The 22,200-nt window shown below is 67.5% G+C and carries 22 protein-coding genes; 12 read left to right on the top strand and 10 right to left on the bottom strand.

The window, feature by feature from the left end; genetic code table 11:
* Positions 1-24: 24 nt before the first annotated feature.
* The 3 genes from ACS5PN_RS09190 (at position 25) to ACS5PN_RS09180 (ending at position 1,520) form a co-directional block, all read left to right on the top strand.
* The gene (locus ACS5PN_RS09190) at positions 25-450 is read left to right on the top strand and encodes a PaaI family thioesterase (protein WP_439463613.1); all 426 of its coding nucleotides are present in this window, start codon (positions 25-27) and stop codon (positions 448-450) included.
* A gap of 178 nt (positions 451-628) precedes the next feature.
* Positions 629-1,030, top strand: a complete 402-nt coding sequence (locus ACS5PN_RS09185; protein WP_439463612.1) for a hypothetical protein — start codon at positions 629-631, stop codon at positions 1,028-1,030.
* A gap of 100 nt (positions 1,031-1,130) precedes the next feature.
* Entirely contained in the window at positions 1,131-1,520 is a 390-nt protein-coding gene (locus ACS5PN_RS09180) for an HPF/RaiA family ribosome-associated protein (RefSeq protein WP_439463611.1), read from the top strand.
* Positions 1,521-1,571: 51 nt separating this feature from the next.
* On the opposite strand, the gene ACS5PN_RS09175 is transcribed toward ACS5PN_RS09180, so the two are convergent.
* From ACS5PN_RS09175 to ACS5PN_RS09160, 4 genes are all read right to left on the bottom strand, one after another.
* Positions 1,572-3,542, bottom strand: a complete 1,971-nt coding sequence (locus ACS5PN_RS09175) for a PhoX family protein (RefSeq protein WP_439463610.1) — start codon at positions 3,540-3,542, stop codon at positions 1,572-1,574.
* A 148-nt stretch (positions 3,543-3,690) separates the two neighbouring features.
* Positions 3,691-4,512 carry a BPSS1780 family membrane protein gene (locus ACS5PN_RS09170; protein ID WP_439463609.1) on the bottom strand — a complete coding sequence of 274 codons (822 nt, stop codon included), beginning with the start codon at positions 4,510-4,512 and terminating at the stop codon, positions 3,691-3,693.
* A complete protein-coding gene (locus tag ACS5PN_RS09165) occupies positions 4,509-5,507 on the bottom strand; it encodes a homoserine kinase (RefSeq protein WP_439463608.1) in 999 nt (332 codons plus the stop codon). Before ACS5PN_RS09165 ends, ACS5PN_RS09170 begins: the two co-directional genes overlap by 4 nt.
* Positions 5,508-5,540: 33 nt before the next feature.
* Entirely contained in the window at positions 5,541-5,834 is a 294-nt protein-coding gene (locus ACS5PN_RS09160) for a hypothetical protein (protein ID WP_439463607.1), read from the bottom strand.
* A gap of 42 nt (positions 5,835-5,876) precedes the next feature.
* On the opposite strand from ACS5PN_RS09160, the gene polA reads away from it, so the two are divergent.
* From polA to ACS5PN_RS09140, 4 genes are all read left to right on the top strand, one after another.
* Positions 5,877-8,639 (top strand): DNA polymerase I, encoded by a 2,763-nt coding sequence (polA, locus tag ACS5PN_RS09155; protein WP_439463606.1) that lies wholly within the window; start codon positions 5,877-5,879, stop codon positions 8,637-8,639.
* A 65-nt stretch (positions 8,640-8,704) separates the two neighbouring features.
* Complete coding sequence (locus tag ACS5PN_RS09150) at positions 8,705-9,058, top strand: type II toxin-antitoxin system prevent-host-death family antitoxin (RefSeq protein WP_439463605.1); 354 nt, start codon at positions 8,705-8,707, stop codon at positions 9,056-9,058.
* 172 nt (positions 9,059-9,230) lie between these two features.
* Complete coding sequence (locus ACS5PN_RS09145) at positions 9,231-9,851, top strand: AAA family ATPase (protein ID WP_439463604.1); 621 nt, start codon at positions 9,231-9,233, stop codon at positions 9,849-9,851.
* Positions 9,852-9,882: 31 nt separating this feature from the next.
* On the top strand, positions 9,883-10,515 hold the full coding sequence (locus ACS5PN_RS09140; RefSeq protein ID WP_439463603.1) for a response regulator transcription factor: 633 nt from the start codon (positions 9,883-9,885) through the stop codon (positions 10,513-10,515).
* Positions 10,516-10,522: 7 nt separating this feature from the next.
* On the opposite strand, the gene ACS5PN_RS09135 is transcribed toward ACS5PN_RS09140, so the two are convergent.
* The 4 genes from ACS5PN_RS09135 to xdhA are packed head-to-tail and all read right to left on the bottom strand — an operon-like array spanning position 10,523 to position 15,832.
* Positions 10,523-11,467, bottom strand: a complete 945-nt coding sequence (locus tag ACS5PN_RS09135; protein WP_439463602.1) for a DUF2268 domain-containing putative Zn-dependent protease — start codon at positions 11,465-11,467, stop codon at positions 10,523-10,525.
* Positions 11,467-12,051, bottom strand: coding sequence for a peptidoglycan recognition protein family protein (locus ACS5PN_RS09130; protein WP_439463601.1), 585 nt, complete (start codon positions 12,049-12,051; stop codon positions 11,467-11,469). The genes ACS5PN_RS09135 and ACS5PN_RS09130 overlap by 1 nt, the downstream gene beginning before the upstream one ends.
* Positions 12,048-14,366 carry a xanthine dehydrogenase molybdopterin binding subunit gene (gene xdhB / locus ACS5PN_RS09125; protein WP_439463600.1) on the bottom strand — a complete coding sequence of 773 codons (2,319 nt, stop codon included), beginning with the start codon at positions 14,364-14,366 and terminating at the stop codon, positions 12,048-12,050. Before xdhB ends, ACS5PN_RS09130 begins: the two co-directional genes overlap by 4 nt.
* Complete coding sequence (gene xdhA / locus ACS5PN_RS09120; RefSeq protein ID WP_439463599.1) at positions 14,363-15,832, bottom strand: xanthine dehydrogenase small subunit; 1,470 nt, start codon at positions 15,830-15,832, stop codon at positions 14,363-14,365. The genes xdhB and xdhA overlap by 4 nt, the downstream gene beginning before the upstream one ends.
* A gap of 39 nt (positions 15,833-15,871) precedes the next feature.
* Between xdhA and guaD the strand changes: the two genes are divergently transcribed.
* From guaD to ACS5PN_RS09105, 3 genes are all read left to right on the top strand, one after another.
* Positions 15,872-17,182: a guanine deaminase gene (gene guaD, locus ACS5PN_RS09115; protein WP_439463598.1), complete on the top strand. Its 1,311-nt coding sequence runs from the start codon at positions 15,872-15,874 to the stop codon at positions 17,180-17,182.
* A 98-nt stretch (positions 17,183-17,280) separates the two neighbouring features.
* Positions 17,281-19,206: a S9 family peptidase gene (locus ACS5PN_RS09110; protein ID WP_439463597.1), complete on the top strand. Its 1,926-nt coding sequence runs from the start codon at positions 17,281-17,283 to the stop codon at positions 19,204-19,206.
* Between the two features lie 10 nt (positions 19,207-19,216).
* Complete coding sequence (locus ACS5PN_RS09105; RefSeq protein ID WP_439463596.1) at positions 19,217-19,408, top strand: hypothetical protein; 192 nt, start codon at positions 19,217-19,219, stop codon at positions 19,406-19,408.
* Here ACS5PN_RS09105 and ACS5PN_RS09100 read toward each other — a convergent pair.
* Positions 19,405-20,175 (bottom strand): substrate-binding periplasmic protein, encoded by a 771-nt coding sequence (locus ACS5PN_RS09100; RefSeq protein WP_439463595.1) that lies wholly within the window; start codon positions 20,173-20,175, stop codon positions 19,405-19,407. The two genes, ACS5PN_RS09105 and ACS5PN_RS09100, sit on opposite strands and share 4 nt — an antisense overlap.
* Before the next feature lie 68 nt (positions 20,176-20,243).
* Positions 20,244-20,798: an NUDIX hydrolase gene (locus ACS5PN_RS09095; protein ID WP_439463594.1), complete on the bottom strand. Its 555-nt coding sequence runs from the start codon at positions 20,796-20,798 to the stop codon at positions 20,244-20,246.
* A 34-nt stretch (positions 20,799-20,832) separates the two neighbouring features.
* Here ACS5PN_RS09095 and maiA point away from each other — a divergent pair, with 34 nt between their 5' ends.
* The gene (gene maiA / locus ACS5PN_RS09090) at positions 20,833-21,468 is read left to right on the top strand and encodes a maleylacetoacetate isomerase (RefSeq protein ID WP_439463593.1); all 636 of its coding nucleotides are present in this window, start codon (positions 20,833-20,835) and stop codon (positions 21,466-21,468) included.
* Positions 21,458-22,186: a peptidoglycan editing factor PgeF gene (gene pgeF, locus ACS5PN_RS09085; protein ID WP_439463592.1), complete on the top strand. Its 729-nt coding sequence runs from the start codon at positions 21,458-21,460 to the stop codon at positions 22,184-22,186. Before maiA ends, pgeF begins: the two co-directional genes overlap by 11 nt.
* Positions 22,187-22,200 lie beyond the last annotated feature (14 nt).

Below are 22,200 nucleotides of genomic sequence, written 5' to 3'. Positions count from 1 at the left end.
CTTCGCAATTCCTTGCAATTGACCATGACCGAACACCGCCCCTCACACGCGGAGCTGAATGCCTTTCTGAAGGCCGAGTTCCCGCAGAACCGCTGCACCCTGGAAGAGGTGGATGAGACCGATGGCAGCGTCGTCGTCGCCCACCCGGTGGGCGAGAGCGAGCTGAGGCCGGGCGGCACCGTGTCGGGCCCGGTCATGATGACCCTGGCCGATGTGGCCCTGTATCTGGCCATCCTGGCGCGCATCGGCATCGTGCCGCTGGCGGTGACGACCAACCTCTCCATCAACTTCCTGCGTAAACCGCGCGCCGACCGGCGCATCATGGCGCGCTGCCGGCTGATGAAGCTGGGCAAGACGCTGGCGGTGGGCGAGGTGTGGATCTTCTCGGAGGGTGAGGACGAGCCGGTGGCACACGCGACCGGCACCTATGCGATTCCCCGGGAGCGCTGACGGCGCGCTTTTGTCGGAAATCTAGTGACTTTTTCGCCCGGCAATTTTTCTAGAACGTTCAGACGAACCAAGCGCTTGCAGCGCCTGATCCTGGTTGTGTTGTGGTGCGGCTTGGATGTCTAAGCGGTGCTGGTTTTCTCCCGAGAACACGTTGAGCGCAAGCGCAGGAGCCGCATCTATGGCGTCATGGCAATTTGAACTTCATGAACCGCCTCAGGGAGATCGGGCGCTTGAACTTTGGTTGCAGCATGCGACGGGGCGGATCCTGTTTGAAGATGTCCGCGGATATGCGATTGATCAAATAGACCAGACACTTTCCGCTGAGGCGCAAGCCGCTGCAAAAAAGGGGATCGACGACGCCTTGTATGGCTTGATGATGGTGCTCGATGGTGTGACAGGTGCGCTCGCGAATCAGACCCAACGTGTGGAGGTCGCCGTTCACGCTCGGCTTGTGAACCTGAATACTGAAGAGATCGACGTGGAGCTGGACCTCAAAGACGGCGACGGTATGTGCATGGGGTATCACGGTTGGCTGGAAGGTGACTACGGCGAAGACCCCGTCGCTACCCGGAAACCTTAGCGCCTCCAGCGACTTCGCAAAATGCATTGAAGCGCCGCAGGGCACGCTGCTTGCCCCTCGTCTCCAACCGCGCGACTTTCGCGCGCCGAAAGGAAATGCCATGCAGGTGCAGATCGAGACCGACAACCATGTCGAGGGCCATGAGAAGCTGATCGAGCATGTCGAGGGCGTGATCCGCGACGCCGTCGGCCATTACCAGGGCCAGGTGACGCATGTAGAGGCGCACCTCGGCGACATGAACAGCGGCGAGAAGTCGGGTCCCGATGACATGCGCTGCCTGCTGGAAGCGCGCGTGGCAGGGGTCAAGAACATCGCGGTCAAGCACCAGGCCGAAAGCCTGCATCAGGCGATCGAGGGCGCCGCCGACAAGTTGACGCGGGCGCTCGACTCGGCGCTGGGCAAGCAGCAGGACCGCGAGCGCCGCCGTGCGGGCACCGGCGAGCTGAGTGCCGCCGCGGCTCGCGAAGTCGACGACGAGACGACGCCATGAAAAAGGGCTGCTCGCGCAGCCCTTGTGTGACACGCCACGCGTGACGAGCCGTCAGACCGGCTTCTTGGCCAGGTTGATGCTGGTGATGGCACCGGTCAGATAGCCGACCTGGGCGCCGAAGCGGTTGTTGTAGTTGGCGCGCACCAGCGGGTCCAGTGTGGCTTGTACCTTGCCGTGCAGGCTGGCAACCCAGTCGCCGGGGTGCTGGAAGTTGGCGGTGATATAGGTCCAGCCGTTGATGTCGTCCACGACGCCCAGGCCGGTCGCCTCGGCGCCGGAGGGCATGGAGGCGATGCGGCTCAGCACCTTGGTGTCGACGTTGTAGGCCCAGACGAAGTTGTTGACGTGGTAGCTGCTGTCCTCGCCGATGAAGAGGGTGCGCAGCTTCTCCGAGAACTTCAGGTTGTCCGGCGCGCCGATCTTGTCGGGGTTGGCCAAGTTGCCCAGGGCGTCGGCCGTGGCCAGGTCTTCGCCGACCAGCAGGGTCTTGGTCAGCGACGGCACCCAGTCGCTGTTGATGGCCGTGCCGGCCGTGTCCTTCTGGCCCGTGCTCAGCGTGTGGGCCAGCACGCCGCCGGCGTTCAGGGCCTTGTCGATGCCGATGTTGTAGTCGGCGTTCCAGGCGGCGTTGCCCTTGACCATGGAGCTCTGCATGTTCTGCAGGGCCGAGTAGGCGACCTTGTCCTTGATGTTGACGGTCGTGCCTTCCATCTTGGTGAAGGCCATGGAACCGCCCTTCAGCGCGGCGTAGCGATGGGTCTCGAGGAAGGCGGCGGCCTTGTCCATGCCGGCCTTGACGCGCACCCACTGCACCTTGCCGCTGAGCCAGATCTTGGTGAACGTGGCGTCGGCCGGGTCGGTGGTGGCCACGTCCATGATGTCGGTGGGCTTGAGCGTGTCGGCAAGGGCCTTGATCTCGGCGCTGGTGGCCGAGCCGAGCTTGATCCAGGTGATGGGCGCACCGGCGGCGGCGGGGTCCAGCGAGAAGCCGGCGCCGAACTTGGCGACGTAGAGGCTGCCGGCCGAGAGGTCCTTCTCGGTGTTGGCGACGAACATGAAGAAGCCGCCGTTGGTGGCGTCGTCGCCCATGATGGCGGTGCGGTTGTCGGGCATGACCTGGATCAGCTCATGCGAGATGCGGCCCATGCAGTAATGCTTCTTGATGGTGCCGGTGCCGTCGCCGTTGACCGTCACTTCGGGCAGGTGGCCGTAGTGGTAGGGGTTGGCCTTGGTCTCGTCGCCGAACAGGTTGCGGCTGTAGTCCTTGAACATCGTGTTGGACGCGATCGTGAAGGCGTCCGGCTCGTACTCCTCGCTGGACAGATGCGAGCCCCAGGGCGAAATGCTGGCGCCGCAGGTGATCCACAGGCCCATGGCGGGCGAGGTGTCGACGTTGTGGTACTTGGCCAGCGTCAGCTTGCCGGTGGCGGGGTCCTGGTCCAGCGTCAGCACGGCGATGGGCGAGGGCAGCTTGCCGTACATGTCGGTCTTGTCGTCCTGGGCGCGCGTCGTGTATTCGAACTGCACGACGGCGAAGACGGGGTTGCCCTTGATGCCGGGAACGGTCACCGCGGTGTCGAGCTTGCGCAGCGTGGTGCCGTCCGGCGAGTCGCTGAAGAACTGGCGCTCCTTGCCGGCCACCGTCTTGTCGACGATGGGTGCGCCGGCGAAGTCGACATAGCCGCCGGCCAGGATCTTGCCGCCCTTGCCGTCGGTGACCATCTCGCCGGTCGTGAAGAAGGGGGCATAGGACAGCGAGAAGCCCTGGCTGCTGTCGTCGCTGAACTTGACCATCAGCGTCGAGTTGACGAGGGTCTTGGCCATGTCGGCCGGTGCGGCCAGGCTGGGCGCGGCCATGGCCACGAAGCTGGCAGACGAGTAGGTGGCGAGGGGGGCGCTGTTGTCGTCGCTGCCACCGCCGCAGCCGGTCAGCAGGCTGGCGACGGCCGTGCCTCCCAGCGGGAGCATCAGGGGCGCGCCCATGTACTTGAGGGCGTGGCGACGATTCAGGGGTTCGGACATTTGGCGGCTGCTACAGAAAAAGACTGCACAGCCGGGCGGGCGCGGATCACGCGCCTGCCCGGCACGAGTCGCGCAATGTAGGAAACCAGCATGTCATCCGCGTTAAAAACGCGGCATCGGTGAACCTCCCGGTCCACCGATCGATGCGTCAGGCCTGCTGGTCGTCCAGCAGGTTCTGCGGGGCGCCGAACATGAAGCAGTCGACGAAGGTGAAGTACAGCGAGGCGTAGAACACCGTCGACGCCACGATGCTGGCCAACATGCCGACGACGGGGATCAGCAGGGTCAGCCCGAGGGCGCCGAGCAGCAGCGCGGGCAGGATGCCGGCGGCCAGCATGATGAGACCCCACAGCAGCCCGTTCAGCACGAAGGCCGCGCGGTTGCGCCACAGGGCCAGGGCGCTGGAGAACAGCGCCTGGGCCGCCCCCTGGCCGCCCCAGTGCACCAGGGCCGGCGCGTGCCAGTAGGGCACGGTGAGCAGCATGGCCAGGCCGAAGCGCAGGCTCATGCCCCAGGCCAGGTGCGGGTCGGCGAAGCTGTCGGCCATGCCGTTGGCGTCGCCGGCCATCCAGCGGGTCATGAACTCCCGGCCCGCGCCGCCGTCCACCCATTCGGCCAGCAGACCGATCAGCAGCACGGCCGTGGCATAGCCGCCGCACAGCAGCAGCTGGCTGCGCCGGCGTTCAGCCGTCAGCTTCAGCGGTGCGATGAAGACGCTGACGGTCGGTGTCTTCTTCTGCAGCACCAGGTGGGTGGCGAGCATGAAGCCCAGCGACAGCAGCGGCAGCGAGGCCAGGAACAGCATCACGCCGACACCGGGCACCAGCAGCACCGCGCAGGCGACGAACATGAAAAGGCCGAACAGGCAGGCCAGCGCCAGGGGCGCGCGGCGGAAGACCTTGAAGCCATGGCGTATCCAGAGCCGGCCATTGCCCGCCGGCACCTGCTGCAGGTGCAGCTGCATGGTCATGCTGCCGCTCCGTTGTGCAGGGCATGCCAGGGCTTGGCGATGCGCTCACGCAGCACGCGTTCGAAGTGGCGCGGGTCGTGGGCCTTCAGCAGGCTGGCCTCGCGCGGCAGGTGCAGGTCGTACAGACGCGACAACCAGAAGCGGAAGGCCGCGGCGCGCAGCAGGGCAGGCAGCAGGCGATGTTCGGCGCCTGAAAGCGGCCGCGCACTTTCATAGGCCTCGACAAAGACGCTGGCGCGTTCTTCGATGAGGCGGCCGTCGGTCAGGTCGATGCACCAGTCGTTCAGGCAGACGGCGAGGTCGAACAGCCAGGTGTCGCAGCCGGCGAAGTAGAAGTCGAAGAAGCCGGTCAGGCGCTCGCGGCCCGGGCCCTCGCCGGGCTCGAACATGACGTTGTCGCGGAACAGATCGGCGTGGATGGGGCCTGATTGATGTTTCAGCAAATGGCTGAATTCAGCCGACGCGGCCAGCTGCTCCTGGTAGGCCAGCTCGCTCTGCAGCAGTTCGGCCTCGGCGGCGTTCAGGAAGGGCAGGATCTGCGGCGACACCTCGCGCCACCAGGCCAGGCCGCGCAGATTGGGCTGGTGCAGCGCAAAGTCCTGGCCGGCCAGGTGCATGCGGGCCAGCGTGGCGCCAACCTGCCGGCAATGGAAGGCGTCGGGCGCGAGCTGATGGCCGCCATGCAGGCGGTCGACTATTGCCGCCGGCTTGCCAGCAACGTCGAACAGGATTTCTCCGCTGGCGTCGGCATGCGGCTCGGGCACGGGCACGCCTTTGCGGGCCAGATGCTGCATCAGCCGCAGGTAGAAGGGCAGCTGCTCGGCGGTCAGGCGCTCGAACAGCGTCAGCACATAGTGGCCGGCCTCGCAGTCCACGAAGTAGTTCGTGTTCTCGATGCCGGCGCCAATGCCGCGCAGCGACGTGAGGCGTCCGAGGGAGAGATGATCCAGCAGGGCCTGGGCCTGCTCGGGGCTGACTTCGGTGAAAACGGCCATGGGTCCAGAAAGCGGCCCTCGAGCCGCGCGCGATCAGAAATTGAGAACTCGCCAGACCCGCGTGCCCGAGCCACTCTTGGGCAGGCCCGTGCCAGTGCCGCCGGCCGATTCGCGGCCCGCGTCGTTGACGACGATTTCGTAGTCCGGTGCCTTGCTGTTCTTGTTCTTGACCGTGACCTTCTTGGTCTCGCCGCGCACTTTCAGCTCCTCGATGCGGACCTGGTCGTCCTCGGCCACGGTTTTCTCAACCTTGGGCTCGGGTGGCGGTTCGGCCAGGGCGCTGCCGGCAAAGGCAGCGATCAGCAGGGGTACGGCAAGGCGCAACATGCTGCCGATTCTAGGTGGCCGGCTACCGGACAATCCGTCGCCATGAGTAAACCCATCCTGCTGCTGGTCGACGGCTCCAGCTACCTCTACCGTGCCTTCCACGCCATGCCCGACCTGCGCGGCCCCGAAGGCCAGCCCACCGGGGCGGTGCGCGGCATGGTGGCCATGCTGAAGAAGCTGCAGAGCGACGTCGGCGCGGCCCACGCAGTCTGCGTGTTCGACGCCTCGGGCCCGACCTTCCGCGACGAGTGGTACCCCGAATACAAGGCCCAGCGCGCGCCCATGCCGCCGGAGCTGCGCGCCCAGATCGAACCCATCCACGAGGTCGTCAAGCTGCTGGGCTGGCCCACGCTGACGGTGCCGGGCGTCGAGGCGGACGACGTCATCGGCACGCTGTGCTGCGTGGCCGCCAACGCGGGCCACCGGGTCATCGTGTCCACCGGCGACAAGGACCTGTCCCAGCTCGTCAACCCCGATGTCGAGCTCATCAACACCATGAGCAACGAGCGCCTGGATGAAGCCGGCGTGTTCGAGAAGTTCGGCGTGCCGCCCAACCGCATCATCGATTACCTGACGCTGATGGGCGACACCGTGGACAACGTGCCGGGCGTGACCGGCGTCGGCCCGAAGACGGCGGCGAAGTGGATTGCCGAATATGGTTCGCTGGACGGCGTCATCGCCGCCGCGCCCACCGTCAAGGGCAAGGCGGGCGAGAACCTGCGCGCAGCCCTGGACTGGCTGCCCATGGGCCGCAAGCTGGTCACGGTGAAGGTGGACTGCGAGCTGGCCGAGCATGTGGCCGGCTGGCCCACGCTCGACGAGCTGGCTTTCCGCGAGCCCGACAAGGCGCCGCTGGCCGAGTTCTACAAGCGCAACGGCTTCAAGGCCTGGCTGGAGGAATTGACCGGTGAAGCCGTGCCCGTCAAGCCCAAGGCGGCCCCGGTCGCCAACCCGGGGCTGTTCGACGAGCCCGAGCCGCCGGCCGGCGCGGCTGACCTTGCTCGCCAGTACGACACCATCCTGACGTTCGACCAGCTCGACGCCTGGATTGCCCGCCTGCGCGCCGCACCCCTGTGCGCCCTGGACACCGAGACCGATTCCCTGGACCCGATGGCCGCCCATATCGTCGGCATCTCCTTCGCCGACAAGCCTGGCGAGGCGGCCTACATTCCACTGCACCACAGTGGCCCGGACGCGCCCGAGCAGTTGCCTTTCGACGAGGTGCTGGCCAGGCTGAAGCCCTGGCTGGAGGATGAGTCGGCCAAGAAGATCGGTCAGAACCTGAAGTACGACCGCCATGTGCTGCTCAACCACGGCATCCACCTGGCCGGCGTGCAGCACGACACCCTGCTGCAAAGCTATGTGCTCGAAGCCCACAAGACCCATAACCTGGAAGCGCTGGCCGAGCGTCACCTGGGCCGCAAGGGCCTGAGCTACGAGGACCTGTGCGGCAAGGGCGCCCACCAGATTCCGTTTGCCCAGGTCGACGTGGCCAAGGCGACGACCTACTCGGGCGAAGACTCCGAGATGTGCCTGCACCTGAACAGCGTGCTGCTGCCGCAGATCGAGGCCGATGCCGGCCTGACGCGCATCTACCGCGACATCGAGATGCCGTCGGCCGACCTGCTGGCCCGCATCGAGCGCAACGGCGTGCTGATCGACTCGGAGCGCCTCAAGCTGCAAAGCCACGAGATCGGCCAGCGCCTGGTGCTGCTGGAGCAGCAGTGCTACGAGATCGCCGGCCAGCCCTTCAACATCGGGTCGCCCAAGCAGATCGGCGACATCCTGTTCACCAAGCTGGGCCTGCCCGTCATCAAGAAGACGGCCACCGGCGCGCCGTCCACCGACGAAGAGGTGCTGACCGAGCTGGCGGCCGACTTCCCGCTGCCGGCCAAGATCCTGGAATACCGCGGCCTGTCCAAGCTGAAGAGCACCTACACCGACAAGCTGCCGCTGCAGATCAACGCCCACACCGGCCGCGTGCACACCAACTACGCCCAGGCGGTGGCGGTGACGGGGCGCCTGTCCAGCAACGAGCCCAATCTGCAGAACATCCCCATCCGCACGGCGGAGGGCCGCAAGGTGCGCGAGGCCTTCATTGCGCCCGAGGGCTTCAGGATCGTCAGCGCCGACTACTCGCAGATCGAGCTGCGCATCATGGCCCACATCAGCGAGGACCCGGGCCTGCTGCGCGCCTTCCAGGAAGGCCAGGACGTGCACAAGGCGACGGCCAGCGAGGTGTTTGGCGTCGCGCTGGACGAGGTGTCCAGCGAGCAGCGCCGCTATGCCAAGACCATCAACTTCGGCCTCATCTACGGCATGGGCGCCTTCGGCCTGGCCTCGGCCCTGGGCATCGAGCAGAAGGCGGCCAAGGACTACATCGAGCGCTATTTCACGCGCTTTGCCGGCGTCAAGAAGTACATGGACGAGACCAAGGCGAGCGCGGCGGAACTGGGCTATGTGTCGACGCTGTTCGGCCGGCGCATCTATCTGCCCGAGATCCGCGGCGGCAACGGCCCGCGCCGCGCCGGCGCCGAGCGCCAGGCCATCAATGCGCCCATGCAGGGCACGGCGGCCGACCTCATCAAGCTGGCCATGCTGGCCGTGCAGGCCGAGCTGGACCGCGCCGGCAAGCAATCCAAGATCGTCATGCAGGTGCACGATGAACTGGTGTTCGAAGTGCCCGAAGCCGAACTGGACTGGATGCGCACCGAGGTGCCGCGCCTGATGGCCGGCGTGGCCGAATTCAAGGTGCCGCTGCTGGCCGAGGTGGGCGTGGGCAGCAACTGGGAAGAAGCGCACTGAAAAACCCTGGATTTCCTAAAATCCACAAATTAGGGAAAATAGCGGAAATCCCAATGGGAGCCCCCATGTCTGCCGTCCTCGAACCCACCCTGGCCGATCAATTGCCCAGCGTCTCCGCCACCCAGCTGGTGGCGGGCATCCAGAAGGTTGGACGCACGGTGGCCGCCCATGGCGCCGTGCTGATCACCAAGCATGATCAGCCGGCCTTCGTGCTGATGTCCGTCGAGCGCTACCGCGAACTGCAGCGCGCCGCCGAGCCCGACCTGGGCACCCTGGGCGGCGAGTTCGACGCGATGCTGGCACGCATGCAGGACCAGGGCGATGCGCTGGCCGATGCCTTCGCCCTGACGCCCGAAGGCCTCGGCGCCAACGCCGTGAAGGCGGCCAAACCTCGCAAACCCGTCCGCAAGGCCGCCTGAATGAGACGACCCCTCGTCCAGCTTGGCCTCGCTGAACGCCGGCCAACCTGGCCGGTCCCCCGGGGGGACGACGATGCTTGCCGGATTGACCGGCAAGCACATCGTCTGACGGGCCGGGCAGGGAGCGGCCCGGCGCTCGGCCCGATGCCATTCGTCAGGATGGACTGCTGAGTTGCCGGCAAGCCTGTACGTGCTGGCCGGCGTCAATGGCGCCGGCAAGAGTTCCATCGGCGGCGCGGCCATCCAGGCCAGTGGCGCCGAGTTCTTCAACCCCGATGTCGTGGCCACGCGCTTGCGTGAGCAGCAGCCGGGCCTGTCCGCGGAGCAGGCGAACGGCTTGGCCTGGACCCTGGGTCGCCATGGCCTGGAAAAGGCGCTGGCCGAGGGCCTCACCTATGCCTTCGAGACGACGCTGGGCGGCAACAGCATCGCCAGGCTGCTGCTGGAGGGCGCGCGCGCGGGTGCCGAAGTGCACCTCTGGTATGCGGGCCTGGCCACGCCCGAGCTGCATCTGCGCCGCATCCAGGCCCGTGTGGCGGCAGGGGGCCACGACATTCCCGAGACCAAGGTGCGCGAGCGTTTTGACGCCAGCCGCAGCAACCTGGTCAAGCTGATGCCGCATCTGGCCAGCCTGCGCGTCTACGACAACAGCTTCGAGGCCGACCCGCGCGCCGGCCGGCGGCCCCAGCCGGTGCTGCTTTTGCAGATGCTTCGCGGCCGTGTCATTGCTCACGCGCCGTTGCGCAGCGTACCCGCCTGGGCAAAACCTTTGCTGGCGGCGGCTCTGCGTTGAATATCATGCCGCCGTTCAACGAGGAGGGGTGATGAAGGTTTTGCTGGTCGATGCTTTTCCGATGGTGCGCGCGGCGCTCACCGGCCTGATCGAGCAGCATTTCGCCGGCGCTCAGGTCCAGGGGGTCGACAGCGTCGCCGCGGCGCGCACGGCGCTGAGCCAGGACATCCCTCGCCTCGTGCTGCTGGACCTGCATCTCGAGGGCGGCTTCGAGCTGCTGCAACAGATCCATCAAGAGCATCTGCTGTTGCCCGTGGTGGTCATCTCGGGCAGCGACGACACCGAGGAGGCCCTGCAGGCTCTCGGTGCCGGTGCCATGGGCTATGTGCCCGAGCGCAGCGACCTCAACACCCTGGTGCAGGCACTGCATCTGGTGCTGGCCGGCGGGACCTATGTGCCGCCGCTGAAGCCACGCGTCGACGACACGCCCACGCCGGCATCCGCGGCCGCACCGCGACCGGAATGGGCCGAGCTGCCGCTGACGCCGCGCCAGAAGCATGTGCTGCATCTGCTGACGCAGGGCCTGTCCAACAAGCTGATCGCCCGCGAACTGGGCGTCAGCGTCGACACCGTCAAGGACCATGTGGCCGCCGTGCTCAAGGCCCTGGGCGTCGCCTCGCGCACCCAGGCCGTCGTTGCCGCGACGCAAAAGACGCGAGCCTGATCAGGCCCTAGCGCGGCGCGTAGCCGCTGGCCTTCAGGATGGCCGCGGGGTCGCGGTTCTCCAGCAGTTCACGCAGGGCGGCGCGGCGGTCTTGTGCCTTGTCCAGATAGGCCTGCGCGATGTTCATGCCCACCCAGTAGCCCAATTCGCTGGGCCAGCCCTCGGGCAGGGTCGGGAACTTGTTGCCGTAGTTGGCGAACCAGCGCCGGGCGGCCTCGTCCTTGGCCGGTTGATCGCCCTTCAGCACCAGGGCGCGGTCGGCCTCGAAGCGGCGCCAGATCTCGGCCTCGTGCCCGCGACCCCAGGCCTCACGTTCGGGACTGGGCTGGCGGCCCGCCACCAGGCGGGCCAGCAGGTCGGGCACGCCCTCGGCCAGGGCTGCGTAGAGCAGCACGTCCTTGGGCTCGGCCTCGGGCTGCTTCTGCCAGGTGTGGGCCGTCTCGTGGGCGAACATGCCGCGCATGGTGGTGCGGAAGTCTTCCGCGCTGATGCCGACCCGGCACATCACCTCCAGGCCGATGACCTGGGCATCGGGCGCCGCCGTGCCGCCGCTGTTGCCGGCGCCGAAGACGATGTGGACGGCGGGCAGGGGCAGCTCGGGCAGCAGGCCGCGGTAGGCCAGATAGGTGGCGCGCAGCTCTTCGTTGAGGCCGTCCATCAGCGGCAGGCAGGTGCGGATGGCATGCGCATAGTCGGCCGAACGCTTGGCGACCGAGGCTGCCAGCACATCGGCATTGCGGATGCGCCCGGGCGTGAAGATCTCGACGCCGCGGCCGGCGCCCGTCAGGTAGTCGGCCTGCAGTTCGGCGGCGCTGGTGCGGCCGGCCTCGAAGGCCTTGGCAAAGCGGCGCGCGTCGTCGGCCTGCAGCTTCACGGTCAACGGGTCCTCACCCGCGGCAAGGGCAGGGCCGGCCAGCAGCGCGGCGGCCCACAGGATCAGCAGTTTCTTCATCAACGGGGTGTGGAGTTGAGTCGCTTGCCGACCTCGGCCTGGAACCAGCCGGACTCGAGATAGGCATACAGATTCTTGCCCGGACAGACGGTCTGGCGGCTGTAGTCCTTGTGGCTGGCGATGGCGTCCAGGCCCAGATGGTGCTCGCGCGCCAGCCAGGCGGTCAGCTCGACCGCAGCCTTGAGCTGGGCCGGCGTCGGCTGCTGCTCCTCGAAATTGCCCACCAGCATGATCAGCGCATGGCCGCGTGGGTCGTACTCGGTGTTGGTGTCGCCGGCCTGGCTCAGCGGCCGCGCCGCGTAGATGCGGCCGTCGGGCGCGATGACGTAGTGATAAGGGATGTCGGCCCAGTGCTTGGTCAGGCGCGACCACTGCTGCAGCCGGCGCAGATAGGCCTCGGGGTCGGCGCCTTCCTTCCAGATCTCGCCCTGGTGGTGGAGGGTGATGCGGCTGATGCTCTGCGGTTCTTCACGCGCCGTCGGCGGGCTGCCTCCCCAGGCTTCTACGGGGATGATCTGCGGTGCTTGAGGCTGGCTGGCGCAGCCGGCCAGGGCCAGCAGCAAGGCGAGGGCGGCCAGCCTCATCGAATGGCGTCGATGGCGCTCAGCACCGCCTCGGCCGTGGCGGGTGCGCGCAACGGCGGGTCGCAGTGCTCCGGCCCGCAGGCCGCGCAGGCATCCTTGATCGCCAGCAGGGCCGCGAAACCCAGCAGCAGCGGCGGTTCGCCCACAGCCTTGCTGCGGTGGATGGTCTCGCTGGCATTGGCAATGCCGAACAGCTCGGTGCGGAAGGCCGGCGGGCAGTCGTTGGCCGTCGGGATCTTGTAGGTGCTGGGCGCGTGGGTCGTCAGCAAGCCGGTGACCGGATGCCAGACCAGTTCCTCCATCGTCAGCCAGCCCATGCCCTGGATGAAGCCGCCCTCGATCTGGCCGATGTCGATGGCCGGGTTCAGGCTCTGGCCCACGTCGTGCAGGATGTCGGCATGGGTGATGCGGCTCTCGCCGGTCAGCGTGTCGACGAGGGCCTCACACACTGCGCCGCCCCAGGCGTAGTAGTAGAAGGGATGGCCCTGCAGCCTGGCGCGGTCCCAGTGCAGGCCGGGCGTGGCGTAGAAGCCATCGCTCCAGAGCTGGATGCGCTTCAGGTAGGCCGCGGCAACCAGTTCTTCGAAAGCGATGCTCTGCCCGCCGCCGCTGACCTGGCCGCCTTCGAAGGCGACCAGCTCGGCCGCACAGCCGAAGCGTTCGGCCGCGAAGGTGGCGAGGCGCGCCTTGATCTTGCGCGCCGCATCCTGCGCAGCCTTGCCGTTCAGGTCGCTGCCGGTGGAGGCTGCAGTGGCCGAGGTGTTGGCGACCTTGCTGGTGTCGGTGGCCGAGCAGCGCACGCTGCTCAAAGGCAGGCCCAGCTCATGCGCGACGACCTGGGCGACCTTGGTGTTCAGGCCCTGGCCCATCTCGGTGCCGCCGTGATTCACCAGCACCGAGCCGTCGACGTAGACATGCACCAGGGCGCCGGCCTGGTTCAGGTGGGCGACGTTGAAGGAGATGCCGAACTTGACCGGCGTGAAGGCCAGGCCCTTTTTCAGCACCGGGCTGGCGGCGTTGAAGGCGGCGATCTCGGCGCGGCGCTCGTCATAGCGGCTGCTGGCCAGCAGCTGGGCCGTCAACGGCTGGGCGTGCAGCTCCTCGACCTGCTGGCCATAGGGCGTCATGTCGCTGCCGGCGGCGTAGAAGTTGCGCTGGCGCACCACGGCCGCGTCGAGGCCGAGCTGGCGGGCGATGCCGTCCAGGATCATCTCGATGGCGATGGCGCCCTGCGGGCCGCCAAAGCCGCGGAAGGCGGTGTTGCTCTGCGTGTTGGTCCTTGCGCAGTAGCCATGCATGGCGATGTGCGGCAGCCAGTAGGCATTGTCGAAATGGCAGAGCGCCCGGGCCATGACGGGCGCAGACAGGTCGGCGCTGTGGCCGGCGTTGGAGATCAGGTCGATCTCGGCGGCCAGGATGCGGCCTTCCGCGTCGAAGCCGACATCCCAGCGGTAGTCGAAGCCGTGACGCCGGCCGGTGACGAGGAAGTCGTCGTCGCGGTCGACACGCAGCTTGACCGGCTTCTTCAGCTTCAGCGCGGCTATTGCCGCCACGCAGGCGAACAGCGCCGACTGGCTCTCCTTGCCGCCAAAGCCGCCGCCCATGCGCCGGCATTGCACGGCCACGCGGTGCGCATGCCAGCCCAGGCAATGGGCGACCAGCTGCTGCATCTCGCTGGGGTGCTGGGTCGAGCAATGCACCAGCAGGCCTTCGCCGCCTTCCTGCGGCACAGCCAGGCTGATCTGGCCTTCCAGGTAGAACTGTTCCTGGCCGCCCAGGCTCCATGTGCCCTGCAGGCGATGCGGGGCTGTCGGCAGATGCTGGTCGGGCTCGCCGCGCGTCAGGTGCATGGGTGGCAGCACGTACTGGCCCTTGGCATGCGCATCGAGGGCCGTCAGCACCGGCGTCAGTGGCTCGGCCTGGATGACCTTCTTGGCCAGGCCGGCGGCGCGGCGGGCGAGTTCGCGGTTGGTCGCGATGACGGCGAACACCGGCTGGCCGACGTAGCGCAGCTCATCCGCGGCCAGGATGGGGTCGTCGTGCAGCAGCGGGCCGCAGTTGTTCTCGGCCGGGATGTCGGCGGCGCTCAGCACCGCGACGACGCCGGGCTGGCGGCGGATCAGGTCGAGGTCGACGCTGACCAGCTTGCCGTGGGCGATGGGCGACAGGCCCAGGGCCGCATGCAGGGTGCCGGCAGGCTCGGGCAGGTCGTCCGTGTAGGGCGCGGCGCCGCTGACGTGCAGATGGGCCGACTCGTGCGCCGTCGATTTGCCGACGACGGGTTGGGCGACGGGAAGGGCTTCGGGCTTGTTCATGCCGCCACCTCCTGCATGGAGGGCCAGATGCCGATGGGCACCGCGCCGGTCGTTTCCAGCCACAGCTTGGTGAACAGGTTCTGCGCGACCTTGAGCCGGTAGTCGGCCGAGGCCCGCATATCGGTCATGGGCTTGAAGTCCTGGGCCAGCGCAGCGGCGGCGGCCTTGGCGGCGGCTTCGGTCCAGGGCTGGCCGACGACGGCGGCTTCCGCCGCGGCAGCGCGCTTGACGATGGCCGCCATGCCGCCGAAGGCAAAGCGCGCCTCCTGCACAACGCCGGCATCCAGCCTCAGACCCAGCACGGCGCAGACGGCCGAGATGTCGCTGTCATGCCGCTTGGCTATCTTGTGCGCGCTGAATCGCCAGTCGGCCGAGGGCAGGGGGACGTGCATGGCCTCGACGAACTCGCCGGGCTGCAGGTCCTTCTTCATGTAGTCGAGATAGAAGTCCTGCAGCTTGAGGCGGCGCTGCGTGGCGCCGCGGCGCAGGAGGATGTCGGCGCCCAGGGCAATCAGGGCCGGCGCACCGTCGCCGATGGGCGAGCCGTTGGCGATATTGCCGCCCAGGGTGCCGGCATGGCGCACCGGCGGCGACGCAAAGCGCAGCCACAGCTCGCGCAGGCGCGGCACGGCGGCGGTCAGGGCCGCCCAGCTTTCTTCCAGCGATGCGGCGGCGCCTATCCACAGGCCGCCGTCTTCCTGGCGAATCTCGCGCAGCGCCGTGACGCGGCCGGTGTAGATCACGTCGCCCAGGTCGCGGAACTGCTTGTTGACCCACAGACCGACGTCGGTCGAGCCGGCCAGCAGCGTCGCATGGGGATAGGTCTCGCGCAGCAGGGCCAGGTCGGGAATGCTCTGCGGCGCATGGAAGCGGGCACCGCCTTGGCTGTAGTCCAGCGGCACGTCGGCGGCCAGGACGTTCAGGGCCGCCATGATCGGCGCCCTGTCCAGACATCGGGCCGGGCCGTCGAACATCTGCTCGCCGGCGTCCAGGATGGGCCGGTAGCCGGTGCAGCGGCAGAGGTTGCCGGCCAGGGCGTCGGCCAGTTGCTGACGCGTGGGTTGGGTGCCGGCGGCCTGGTGGGTTTCGTAACAGGCCGTCAGGCTCATGACGAAACCGGGCGTGCAGAAACCGCATTGCGAGCCATGGCAGGTCACCAGGGCCTGCTGGGCGGGGTTGAGTTGCTCGGGGCCGCCCAGATCTTCGACCGTGAGCAGGGCACGGCCGTCCAGCGTCGGCAGGAACTGGGTGCAGGCATTGACGTTGCGCAGCTCCAGCTGGCCGTCGGCGCCCAGTTCACCCTGGATGACGGTGCAGGCGCCGCAATCGCCCTCGGCGCAGCCTTCCTTGGTGCCGGTGCAGGCGGCATGCTCACGCAGGTACTGCAGCACGGTGGTCGTCGGGGGCAGGTTTCCCACCTCGACAACCCCGCCGCGATGGAAAAAACGGATGGGTCGGGTATTCATGCTGCTCTGAATTGTCGGCCGTTGATCCAGAATTGCCACATGAGTTTTACTAACCAGGAAAAATTCGCCACAAATGCTTCGGGCCGCTGGGCGCTGCGGGGCGACCTGCTCGATTTCACCTCTGCACCACGTTGGGGTGACACGGAGTCGGCGGCGGTGCGTTTCGACCGCGACCACTGGCTGCTGATCGAGGACGGTCGCATCGTCGACCGCCAGGCCGAGGCGCCGGACGATTCCTGGGCGCGCAAGGACCATGCCGGCCAGCTGGTGCTGCCGGGTTTCATCGACACCCATGTCCACTGCCCCCAGCTGGAGGTCATCGGCTCCTATGGCACCGAGCTGCTGGACTGGTTGAAGCGCTACACCTTCCCCAGCGAATGCGCTTTTGCCGACCCCGCCCGCAGCCGCGCCGGTGCCGAGGTTTTCCTGGATGCCCTGTTGGCCAGCGGTACGACTTCAGCCGTGGTCTTCCCGACCGTGCACAAGGTGTCGGCCGAAGCCCTGTTCGAGAGCGCGGCGGCACGCGGCATGCGCCTCATCACCGGCAAGGTGCTGATGGACCGCCATGCGCCAGACGGGCTGCGCGACGATGTGGCGCAGGCGGAGAAGGACTGCATCGACCTGATCGACCGTTTCCATGGCCGCGATCGCCTGGCCTATGCCGTCACGGTGCGCTTTGCGCCGACCAGCACGCCCGAGCAGCTGGCCATGGCCGGCGCCCTGTGCCGGGCCGACGCCAGCCTCTACATGCAGACCCATGTGGCCGAGAACCGTGCCGAGGTCGCCTGGGTGGCCGAGCTCTTCCCGGATGCGCGCAGCTATCTGGACGTCTACGAGCGCGTGGGCCTGGTTCACGAGCGCTCGGTGCTGGCCCATGGCATCTATCTGGATCCGCACGACAGGGTGGTCATCGCCGACCGCGGCGCCCAGGTGGCGCATTGCCCCTCGAGCAATCTCTTTCTCGGCAGCGGCCTGTTCGATTGGCCGGGCGCGCCGTTCAACATCAGCATGGCCTCGGATGTGGGCGGTGGCACCTCGCTGAGCCTGCAGCGCAACATGGCGGACGCCTACAAGATCCAGGCCCTGCGCGGCGATCGCATGACGGCCTGGGCGGCCCTGCATGCGGCTACGCGCGGTGCGGCGGAGGCGCTGCGCCTGGGGGATGAGATCGGCGGGCTGTCAGTCGGGCAGATGGCCGACATCTGCGTCTGGGACTGGGCCCAGGGCCCGGTGGCCGAGGCGCGCGACGCCGTCGCCCGCGAGCTGCACGAGCGCGTCTTCGCCTGGATGACGCTGGCCGACGAGCGCAACCTCGCCGCCTGCTACGTTGCAGGCCGTCAACGGATCTGAACCGACTGTCCCGCAAATCCGCCTGTTCGTCACAACCCTGATGGGGGAGGGCGGGGCGGCTGGCTAGAGTCAGCCCGTTCAATTCAACGGAGACTTCCTTGAGCCGACCCCTGCTGACCCTCGTCGCGTCCCTGGCCCTGCTGGCCGCCGGGCCCCAAGCCGCCGTCGCCGCCGACAAGCCGGCCGCCGCCGCCAAGGCGCCCAAGCCGGCCAAGCGCTACACCATCGAGCAGTTCATGGCCACCGTGAACATCGGCGGCGCCAGCTTCTCGGCCGACGAGAGCCGCATCCTCTTCCACAGCAACGAGACCGGCATCTTCAACGTCTACGCCATGCCGGTCGGTGGCGGCAAGCCGGTGCAGCTGACGAACTCCAAGACCGACAGCCACTACGCCGTCGGCTACTTCCCGGGCGACGACCGCATCCTCTACACCCGCGACCAGGCCGGCAACGAGCTCAACCACCTCTATGTGCGTGAGCTCGACGGCAGCGAGAAGGACCTGACGCCGGGCGACAAGCTCAAGGCGCAGTTCAGGGGCTGGAGCGGCGACGACAGCGCCTTCTACGTCTCGACCAATGAGCGCGACCCGCGCTTCTTCGACCTCTACCGCTTCGACGCCAAGACCTATGCCCGCACCCTGGTCTTCAAGAACGAGGCCGGCTGGGAGGTGGCCGACATCAGCCGCGACGGCCGCTGGCTGGCCCTGGCCAAGGTCAACACGACGGCCGATTCGGACGTCCACCTGGCCGACCTGAAGAGCGGCGAGATCAAGCACATCACCAAGCACACGGGTGTCGCCCAGTACGCCCCGCAGGACTTCACGCCCGACGGCAAGGAACTGCTGATGACGAGCAACGACGGCGGCGAGTTCGCCCGCGTCGTCGCCTATGACATCGCTGGCGGCACGATGCGCGAGGTCGAGAAGGCCGACTGGGACGTCGACTACACCGCCTTCTCCAAGGACGGCCACCACCGCGTCACCGGCGTCAATGCCGATGCCAGCACCGTGCTGCGCCTGTATCGCGACGGCCAACCCATCGCCCTGCCCAAGCTGCCCGGCGGCGAGGTGCGCGGCGTGGCCTTCTCGCGCAGCGGCAAACGCATGGCCTTCTACGTCAACGGCGACCGCTCGCCCAACAACCTCTTTGTCGCCGACGTCGGCTCCAACGCCGCACCGAAACAGCTGACGCAGAGCCTGTCCAAGGGCATCGACCCCCATGAGCTGGTGGATGCCTCCATCGCCCGCTTCAAGAGCTTTGACGGCATGGTCATCCCGTCGGTCTACATGCTGCCCAAGGATGCTTCGCCGACGAACAAGGTGCCGGCCATCGTCTGGGTGCATGGCGGCCCCGGCGGCCAGACCAAGCGCGGCTATTCGGCGCTGATGCAGTACTTCGTCAACAACGGCTATGCGGTGCTGGGCATCAACAACCGCGGCAGTTCGGGCTATGGCAAGAGCTTCTTCACGGCTGATGACGGCAAGCATGGCCGCGAGCCGCTGTGGGACTGCGTCGAGGCCAAGACCTTCCTGGCCGGCACCGGCGTCATCGACCCCGAGCGCATCGGCATCGTCGGCGGCAGCTATGGCGGCTACATGGTGCTGTCGGCCATGGCCTTCCGCCCCGAGGCCTTCAAGGTCGGCATAGACATCTTCGGCGTCGCCAACTGGATCCGCACGCTGGAATCCATCCCGCCCTACTGGGAGACCTTCCGCCTGGCCCTCTACCAGGAGATCGGCGACCCGGTGAAGGACCGCGACTTCCTGATGGCCACGTCACCGCTCTTCCACGCCAAGGAGATCAAGAAGCCGCTGATGGTCATCCAGGGCGCCAACGACCCGCGTGTCATCAAGCCCGAGAGCGACGACATCGTCGCGGCGGTCAAGAAGAACGGCGTGCCGGTGGACTACCTGGTCTTCGACGACGAGGGCCACGGCTTCTCCAAGAAGAAGAACACGCTGGAAGCCAACCGCCGCATGGTCGAGTTCCTCGACAAGTATCTGAAGCCTGGTCTGGGCAAGTAAGGAGGTCGCGATGTTCAGCTTCCTGCTCTGGTGCATCCTGTTCGTGATCTGCTGGCCGCTGGCCCTCCTGGCGCTGCTGCTGTGGCCCCTGGTCTGGTTGATCACGCTGCCCTTCAGGCTGCTGGGCATCGCCGTCGATGGCGCCTTCGGGCTGCTGCGCGCCATCGTCACGCTGCCGGCTCGGGTCCTCGGCGGTCGCTAGGTCGCCGTGATGGGGCGGTCCACGCCCCAGCGCCGGTAGAGCTCGGCCGCCGGGCCGGTGCGCAGCCACTGCTCGAAGGCCTGGTCATAGCGCCGGGCGATGTCGTCGCCCAAGGCGCTGCGCGCAAACGCCATATGGCCGTGCAGCACGTCCAGCGGCGGCGAGCAGCGGGTCACGGCGTCGGTCAGGTTGAGCTTCTGCAGCACCGGCAGGCAGTTGCGGTCGTTGGCGGCGAACAGGTCGACGCGCTTCTTGGTCAGCATCTGCAGGCCGGCGTCGACGTTCTGCACCCAGGTCAGCTGGTTCATCGCTGTCTTCATGCGCTCGAAACGGCTGCCATAGGCCCAGCCACGCACAGCGGCTACCGGCGTCTGGCTCAGTTCGGCCACCTCGCCCGTCCAGCGTCCTTCCTCGCCGCGGCGGGCGTACCAGACCATGGCGTCGGAATAGAAGGAGCGCACGCTGAACAACATGCGGGCTTCGCGCTCGGGCGTGCGGTAGGGGCCGATGAGGATGTCGGCCTCGCCCTGTTCGATCATCAGCTGGGCGCGCGACCAGGGCAGCCATTCGCAGCGCACGTTGTCGCCGAACAGCATGGCCAGCAGCTCCACGGCCAGGCCCTTGGGCGCCTGGCCCTCGCTGCCCTCGAAGATGCGCGCGAACTGCGCGCCGACCGCCCGCAGCGGCGTCGCCTGGGCCGGGCCCACCAAACCCAGGCCCGCCATCCAACCCAGTCCCGCCTTGCACCACACGCGTCGTGTCGACATGGCCCGTCCCTCTGCTGGAGATGGCGTCGATGATGCGCGCCCGCCCTGGCGGGATCAAGGTACCGGAATCAGGGGATGTCGATCTCGTGCAACGCAAAGCCGCCGTCGCGGCGGCGGTCCTCGAAGAAGCTGCGCAGGGTCTCGCGCGTCGTCTTGAAGGCGATGTCATCCCAGGGAATCTCGTCCTCGCTGAACAGGCGGGCTTCCAGCGACTCCGGCCCCGGGTCGAAGTGCGGCGACAGCAATCGGGCGCGGTAGAACAGGTGGATCTGGCCGACGCGCACGACATTCAGCACCGTGTACAGCGGTCCCATCTCGATCTCGGCGCCGGCCTCTTCGCGCGTCTCGCGCCAGGCGCCCTCGGCCGTCGTTTCATTCAGCTCCATGAAGCCGGCCGGCAGCGTCCACAGCCCGTGACGAGGCTCGATGGCGCGGCGGCACAGCAGCACGCGGCCGTCTTCCTCCCAGACCGGCAGCGTGCCCACGACGTTCAGCGGGTTCTGGTAGTGGATGGCGCCGCAGCCTGGGCAGACCGCGCGTTCGCGGTTGTCGTCGACGGGGATGCGGTATTCCACGGCGGTGCCGCAGTTCGGGCAGTAACGGAGCGGGCTGGGGAAGGGCATGCGGACCAGTTTAGAAGGGACCAGAATCCTGGGCATGAAGCTCTACAACTACTTTCGTTCGTCGGCCTCCTGGCGGGTGCGCATCGCCCTGGCGCTCAAGGGCCTGGACTACGACTACGCCCCCATCCATCTGGTCAAGAACGAGCAGTCCAGCGGCAGCTTCGCCGAGCGGCAGCCCTCCCATCTGGTGCCGGCGCTGGAACTGGACGATGGCCAGTGGCTGAGCCAGTCCATGGCCATTCTCGAATACCTCGACGAGACCCATCCCGAGCCGCCGCTGCTGCCTGCCGGTGCGCTCGCCCGGGCGCAGGTGAGGGCGCTGGCCCAGGATATCGGTTGCGACATCCACCCCATCAACAACCTGCGCGTGCTGCGCTATCTGAAGAACGAATTGGGCCAGGAACAGGCCGCGGTGGACCGCTGGTACCGCCACTGGGTAGCGACGGGCCTGGCCATCGTCGAGAAGCGCCTGGCGGCGACAGCCGGCCAGTTCTGCTTTGGCGACACGCCCGGCCTGGCGGACTGCGTGCTGGTGCCCCAGATCTACAACGCCCAGCGCTTCGAATGCCCGCTGGACGACTACCCGACGGTGATGCGCATCAACGCCGCCTGCCTGGCCCTGGCGGCCTTTGCCAACACACACCCGAGCGCCTGTCCTGATGCAGCTTGACCCGAACTGGCTGCGGCCGGACTGGCCCGGAGTGACGGCCTTCATGACGACGCGCGGCATCAATCTCGGCCGCAAGGCGGGAGACGCCGAAGAGGTCAAGGCCAACCGCGCGCGCGTTGCTGAAGTGCTGGGTGCGCGCCCCGTGTTTTTGGACCAGGTCCACGGCGCCGATGTCGTGCGCCTGCAAGCCGATTGGCATGACGACAACGCGCCCAAGGCCGACGCGGCCGTGTCCACTGACCCGGATCTCGCCGTCGCCATCCTGGTGGCCGACTGCCTGCCCGTGCTGTTCACGGCGCCTGGTGGTGTGGCTGGCGCGCACGCGGGTTGGCGCGGCCTGGCGGCGGGGGTGCTGGAGAACACCGTGGCCGCGCTGTGCAAGGCCGCCAATTGCGAACCGCATCAGGTGAAGGCCTGGCTGGGCGCCTGCATCGGCCCCGAGGCCTTCGAGGTCGGGCCCGAGGTCGTGCAGGCCTTTGGCCGTGAGTCGCTGGCGCGTGATCAGCCGGGGTTTCTGTACCGCCCGAATCCCGAGCCTCGCTGGCGTGCCGACCTGCCCTTGCTGGCTCGCGAACGCTTGACCTCGGTCAATGTCACCCAAATCAGCGGCGGTTCCTGGTGCACGCTGACGGATGATTCACGCTTCTTCTCGTTCCGGGGCGAGGCCCTCGGCCGGCCCCGCGGCCGCATGGCCGCCTGCATTGCCCTCAGCCGTTGATTCCGCGGCGCGAC

It is taken from the genome of Roseateles sp. NT4, from assembly GCF_051857475.1.
Classification (GTDB): domain Bacteria; phylum Pseudomonadota; class Gammaproteobacteria; order Burkholderiales; family Burkholderiaceae_C; genus Pelomonas.
The sequence above is the reverse complement of the archived record's forward strand: the minus strand, read 5'-3'. Positions and strand labels throughout refer to the sequence as shown.

Coding starts and splice junctions, on each gene's coding strand:
- ACS5PN_RS09190 (WP_439463613.1), top strand. CDS start 25: ATGACCGAACACCGCCCCTCACACGCGGAGCTGAATGCCTTTCTGAAG.
- ACS5PN_RS09185 (WP_439463612.1), top strand. CDS start 629: ATGGCGTCATGGCAATTTGAACTTCATGAACCGCCTCAGGGAGATCGG.
- ACS5PN_RS09180 (WP_439463611.1), top strand. CDS start 1,131: ATGCAGGTGCAGATCGAGACCGACAACCATGTCGAGGGCCATGAGAAG.
- ACS5PN_RS09175 (WP_439463610.1), bottom strand. CDS start 3,542: ATGTCCGAACCCCTGAATCGTCGCCACGCCCTCAAGTACATGGGCGCG.
- ACS5PN_RS09170 (WP_439463609.1), bottom strand. CDS start 4,512: ATGACCATGCAGCTGCACCTGCAGCAGGTGCCGGCGGGCAATGGCCGG.
- ACS5PN_RS09165 (WP_439463608.1), bottom strand. CDS start 5,507: ATGGCCGTTTTCACCGAAGTCAGCCCCGAGCAGGCCCAGGCCCTGCTG.
- ACS5PN_RS09160 (WP_439463607.1), bottom strand. CDS start 5,834: ATGTTGCGCCTTGCCGTACCCCTGCTGATCGCTGCCTTTGCCGGCAGC.
- polA (WP_439463606.1), top strand. CDS start 5,877: ATGAGTAAACCCATCCTGCTGCTGGTCGACGGCTCCAGCTACCTCTAC.
- ACS5PN_RS09150 (WP_439463605.1), top strand. CDS start 8,705: ATGTCTGCCGTCCTCGAACCCACCCTGGCCGATCAATTGCCCAGCGTC.
- ACS5PN_RS09140 (WP_439463603.1), top strand. CDS start 9,883: ATGAAGGTTTTGCTGGTCGATGCTTTTCCGATGGTGCGCGCGGCGCTC.
- ACS5PN_RS09135 (WP_439463602.1), bottom strand. CDS start 11,467: ATGAAGAAACTGCTGATCCTGTGGGCCGCCGCGCTGCTGGCCGGCCCT.
- ACS5PN_RS09130 (WP_439463601.1), bottom strand. CDS start 12,051: ATGAGGCTGGCCGCCCTCGCCTTGCTGCTGGCCCTGGCCGGCTGCGCC.
- xdhB (WP_439463600.1), bottom strand. CDS start 14,366: ATGAACAAGCCCGAAGCCCTTCCCGTCGCCCAACCCGTCGTCGGCAAA.
- xdhA (WP_439463599.1), bottom strand. CDS start 15,832: ATGAATACCCGACCCATCCGTTTTTTCCATCGCGGCGGGGTTGTCGAG.
- guaD (WP_439463598.1), top strand. CDS start 15,872: ATGAGTTTTACTAACCAGGAAAAATTCGCCACAAATGCTTCGGGCCGC.
- ACS5PN_RS09105 (WP_439463596.1), top strand. CDS start 19,217: ATGTTCAGCTTCCTGCTCTGGTGCATCCTGTTCGTGATCTGCTGGCCG.
- ACS5PN_RS09100 (WP_439463595.1), bottom strand. CDS start 20,175: ATGTCGACACGACGCGTGTGGTGCAAGGCGGGACTGGGTTGGATGGCG.
- ACS5PN_RS09095 (WP_439463594.1), bottom strand. CDS start 20,798: ATGCCCTTCCCCAGCCCGCTCCGTTACTGCCCGAACTGCGGCACCGCC.
- maiA (WP_439463593.1), top strand. CDS start 20,833: ATGAAGCTCTACAACTACTTTCGTTCGTCGGCCTCCTGGCGGGTGCGC.
- pgeF (WP_439463592.1), top strand. CDS start 21,458: ATGCAGCTTGACCCGAACTGGCTGCGGCCGGACTGGCCCGGAGTGACG.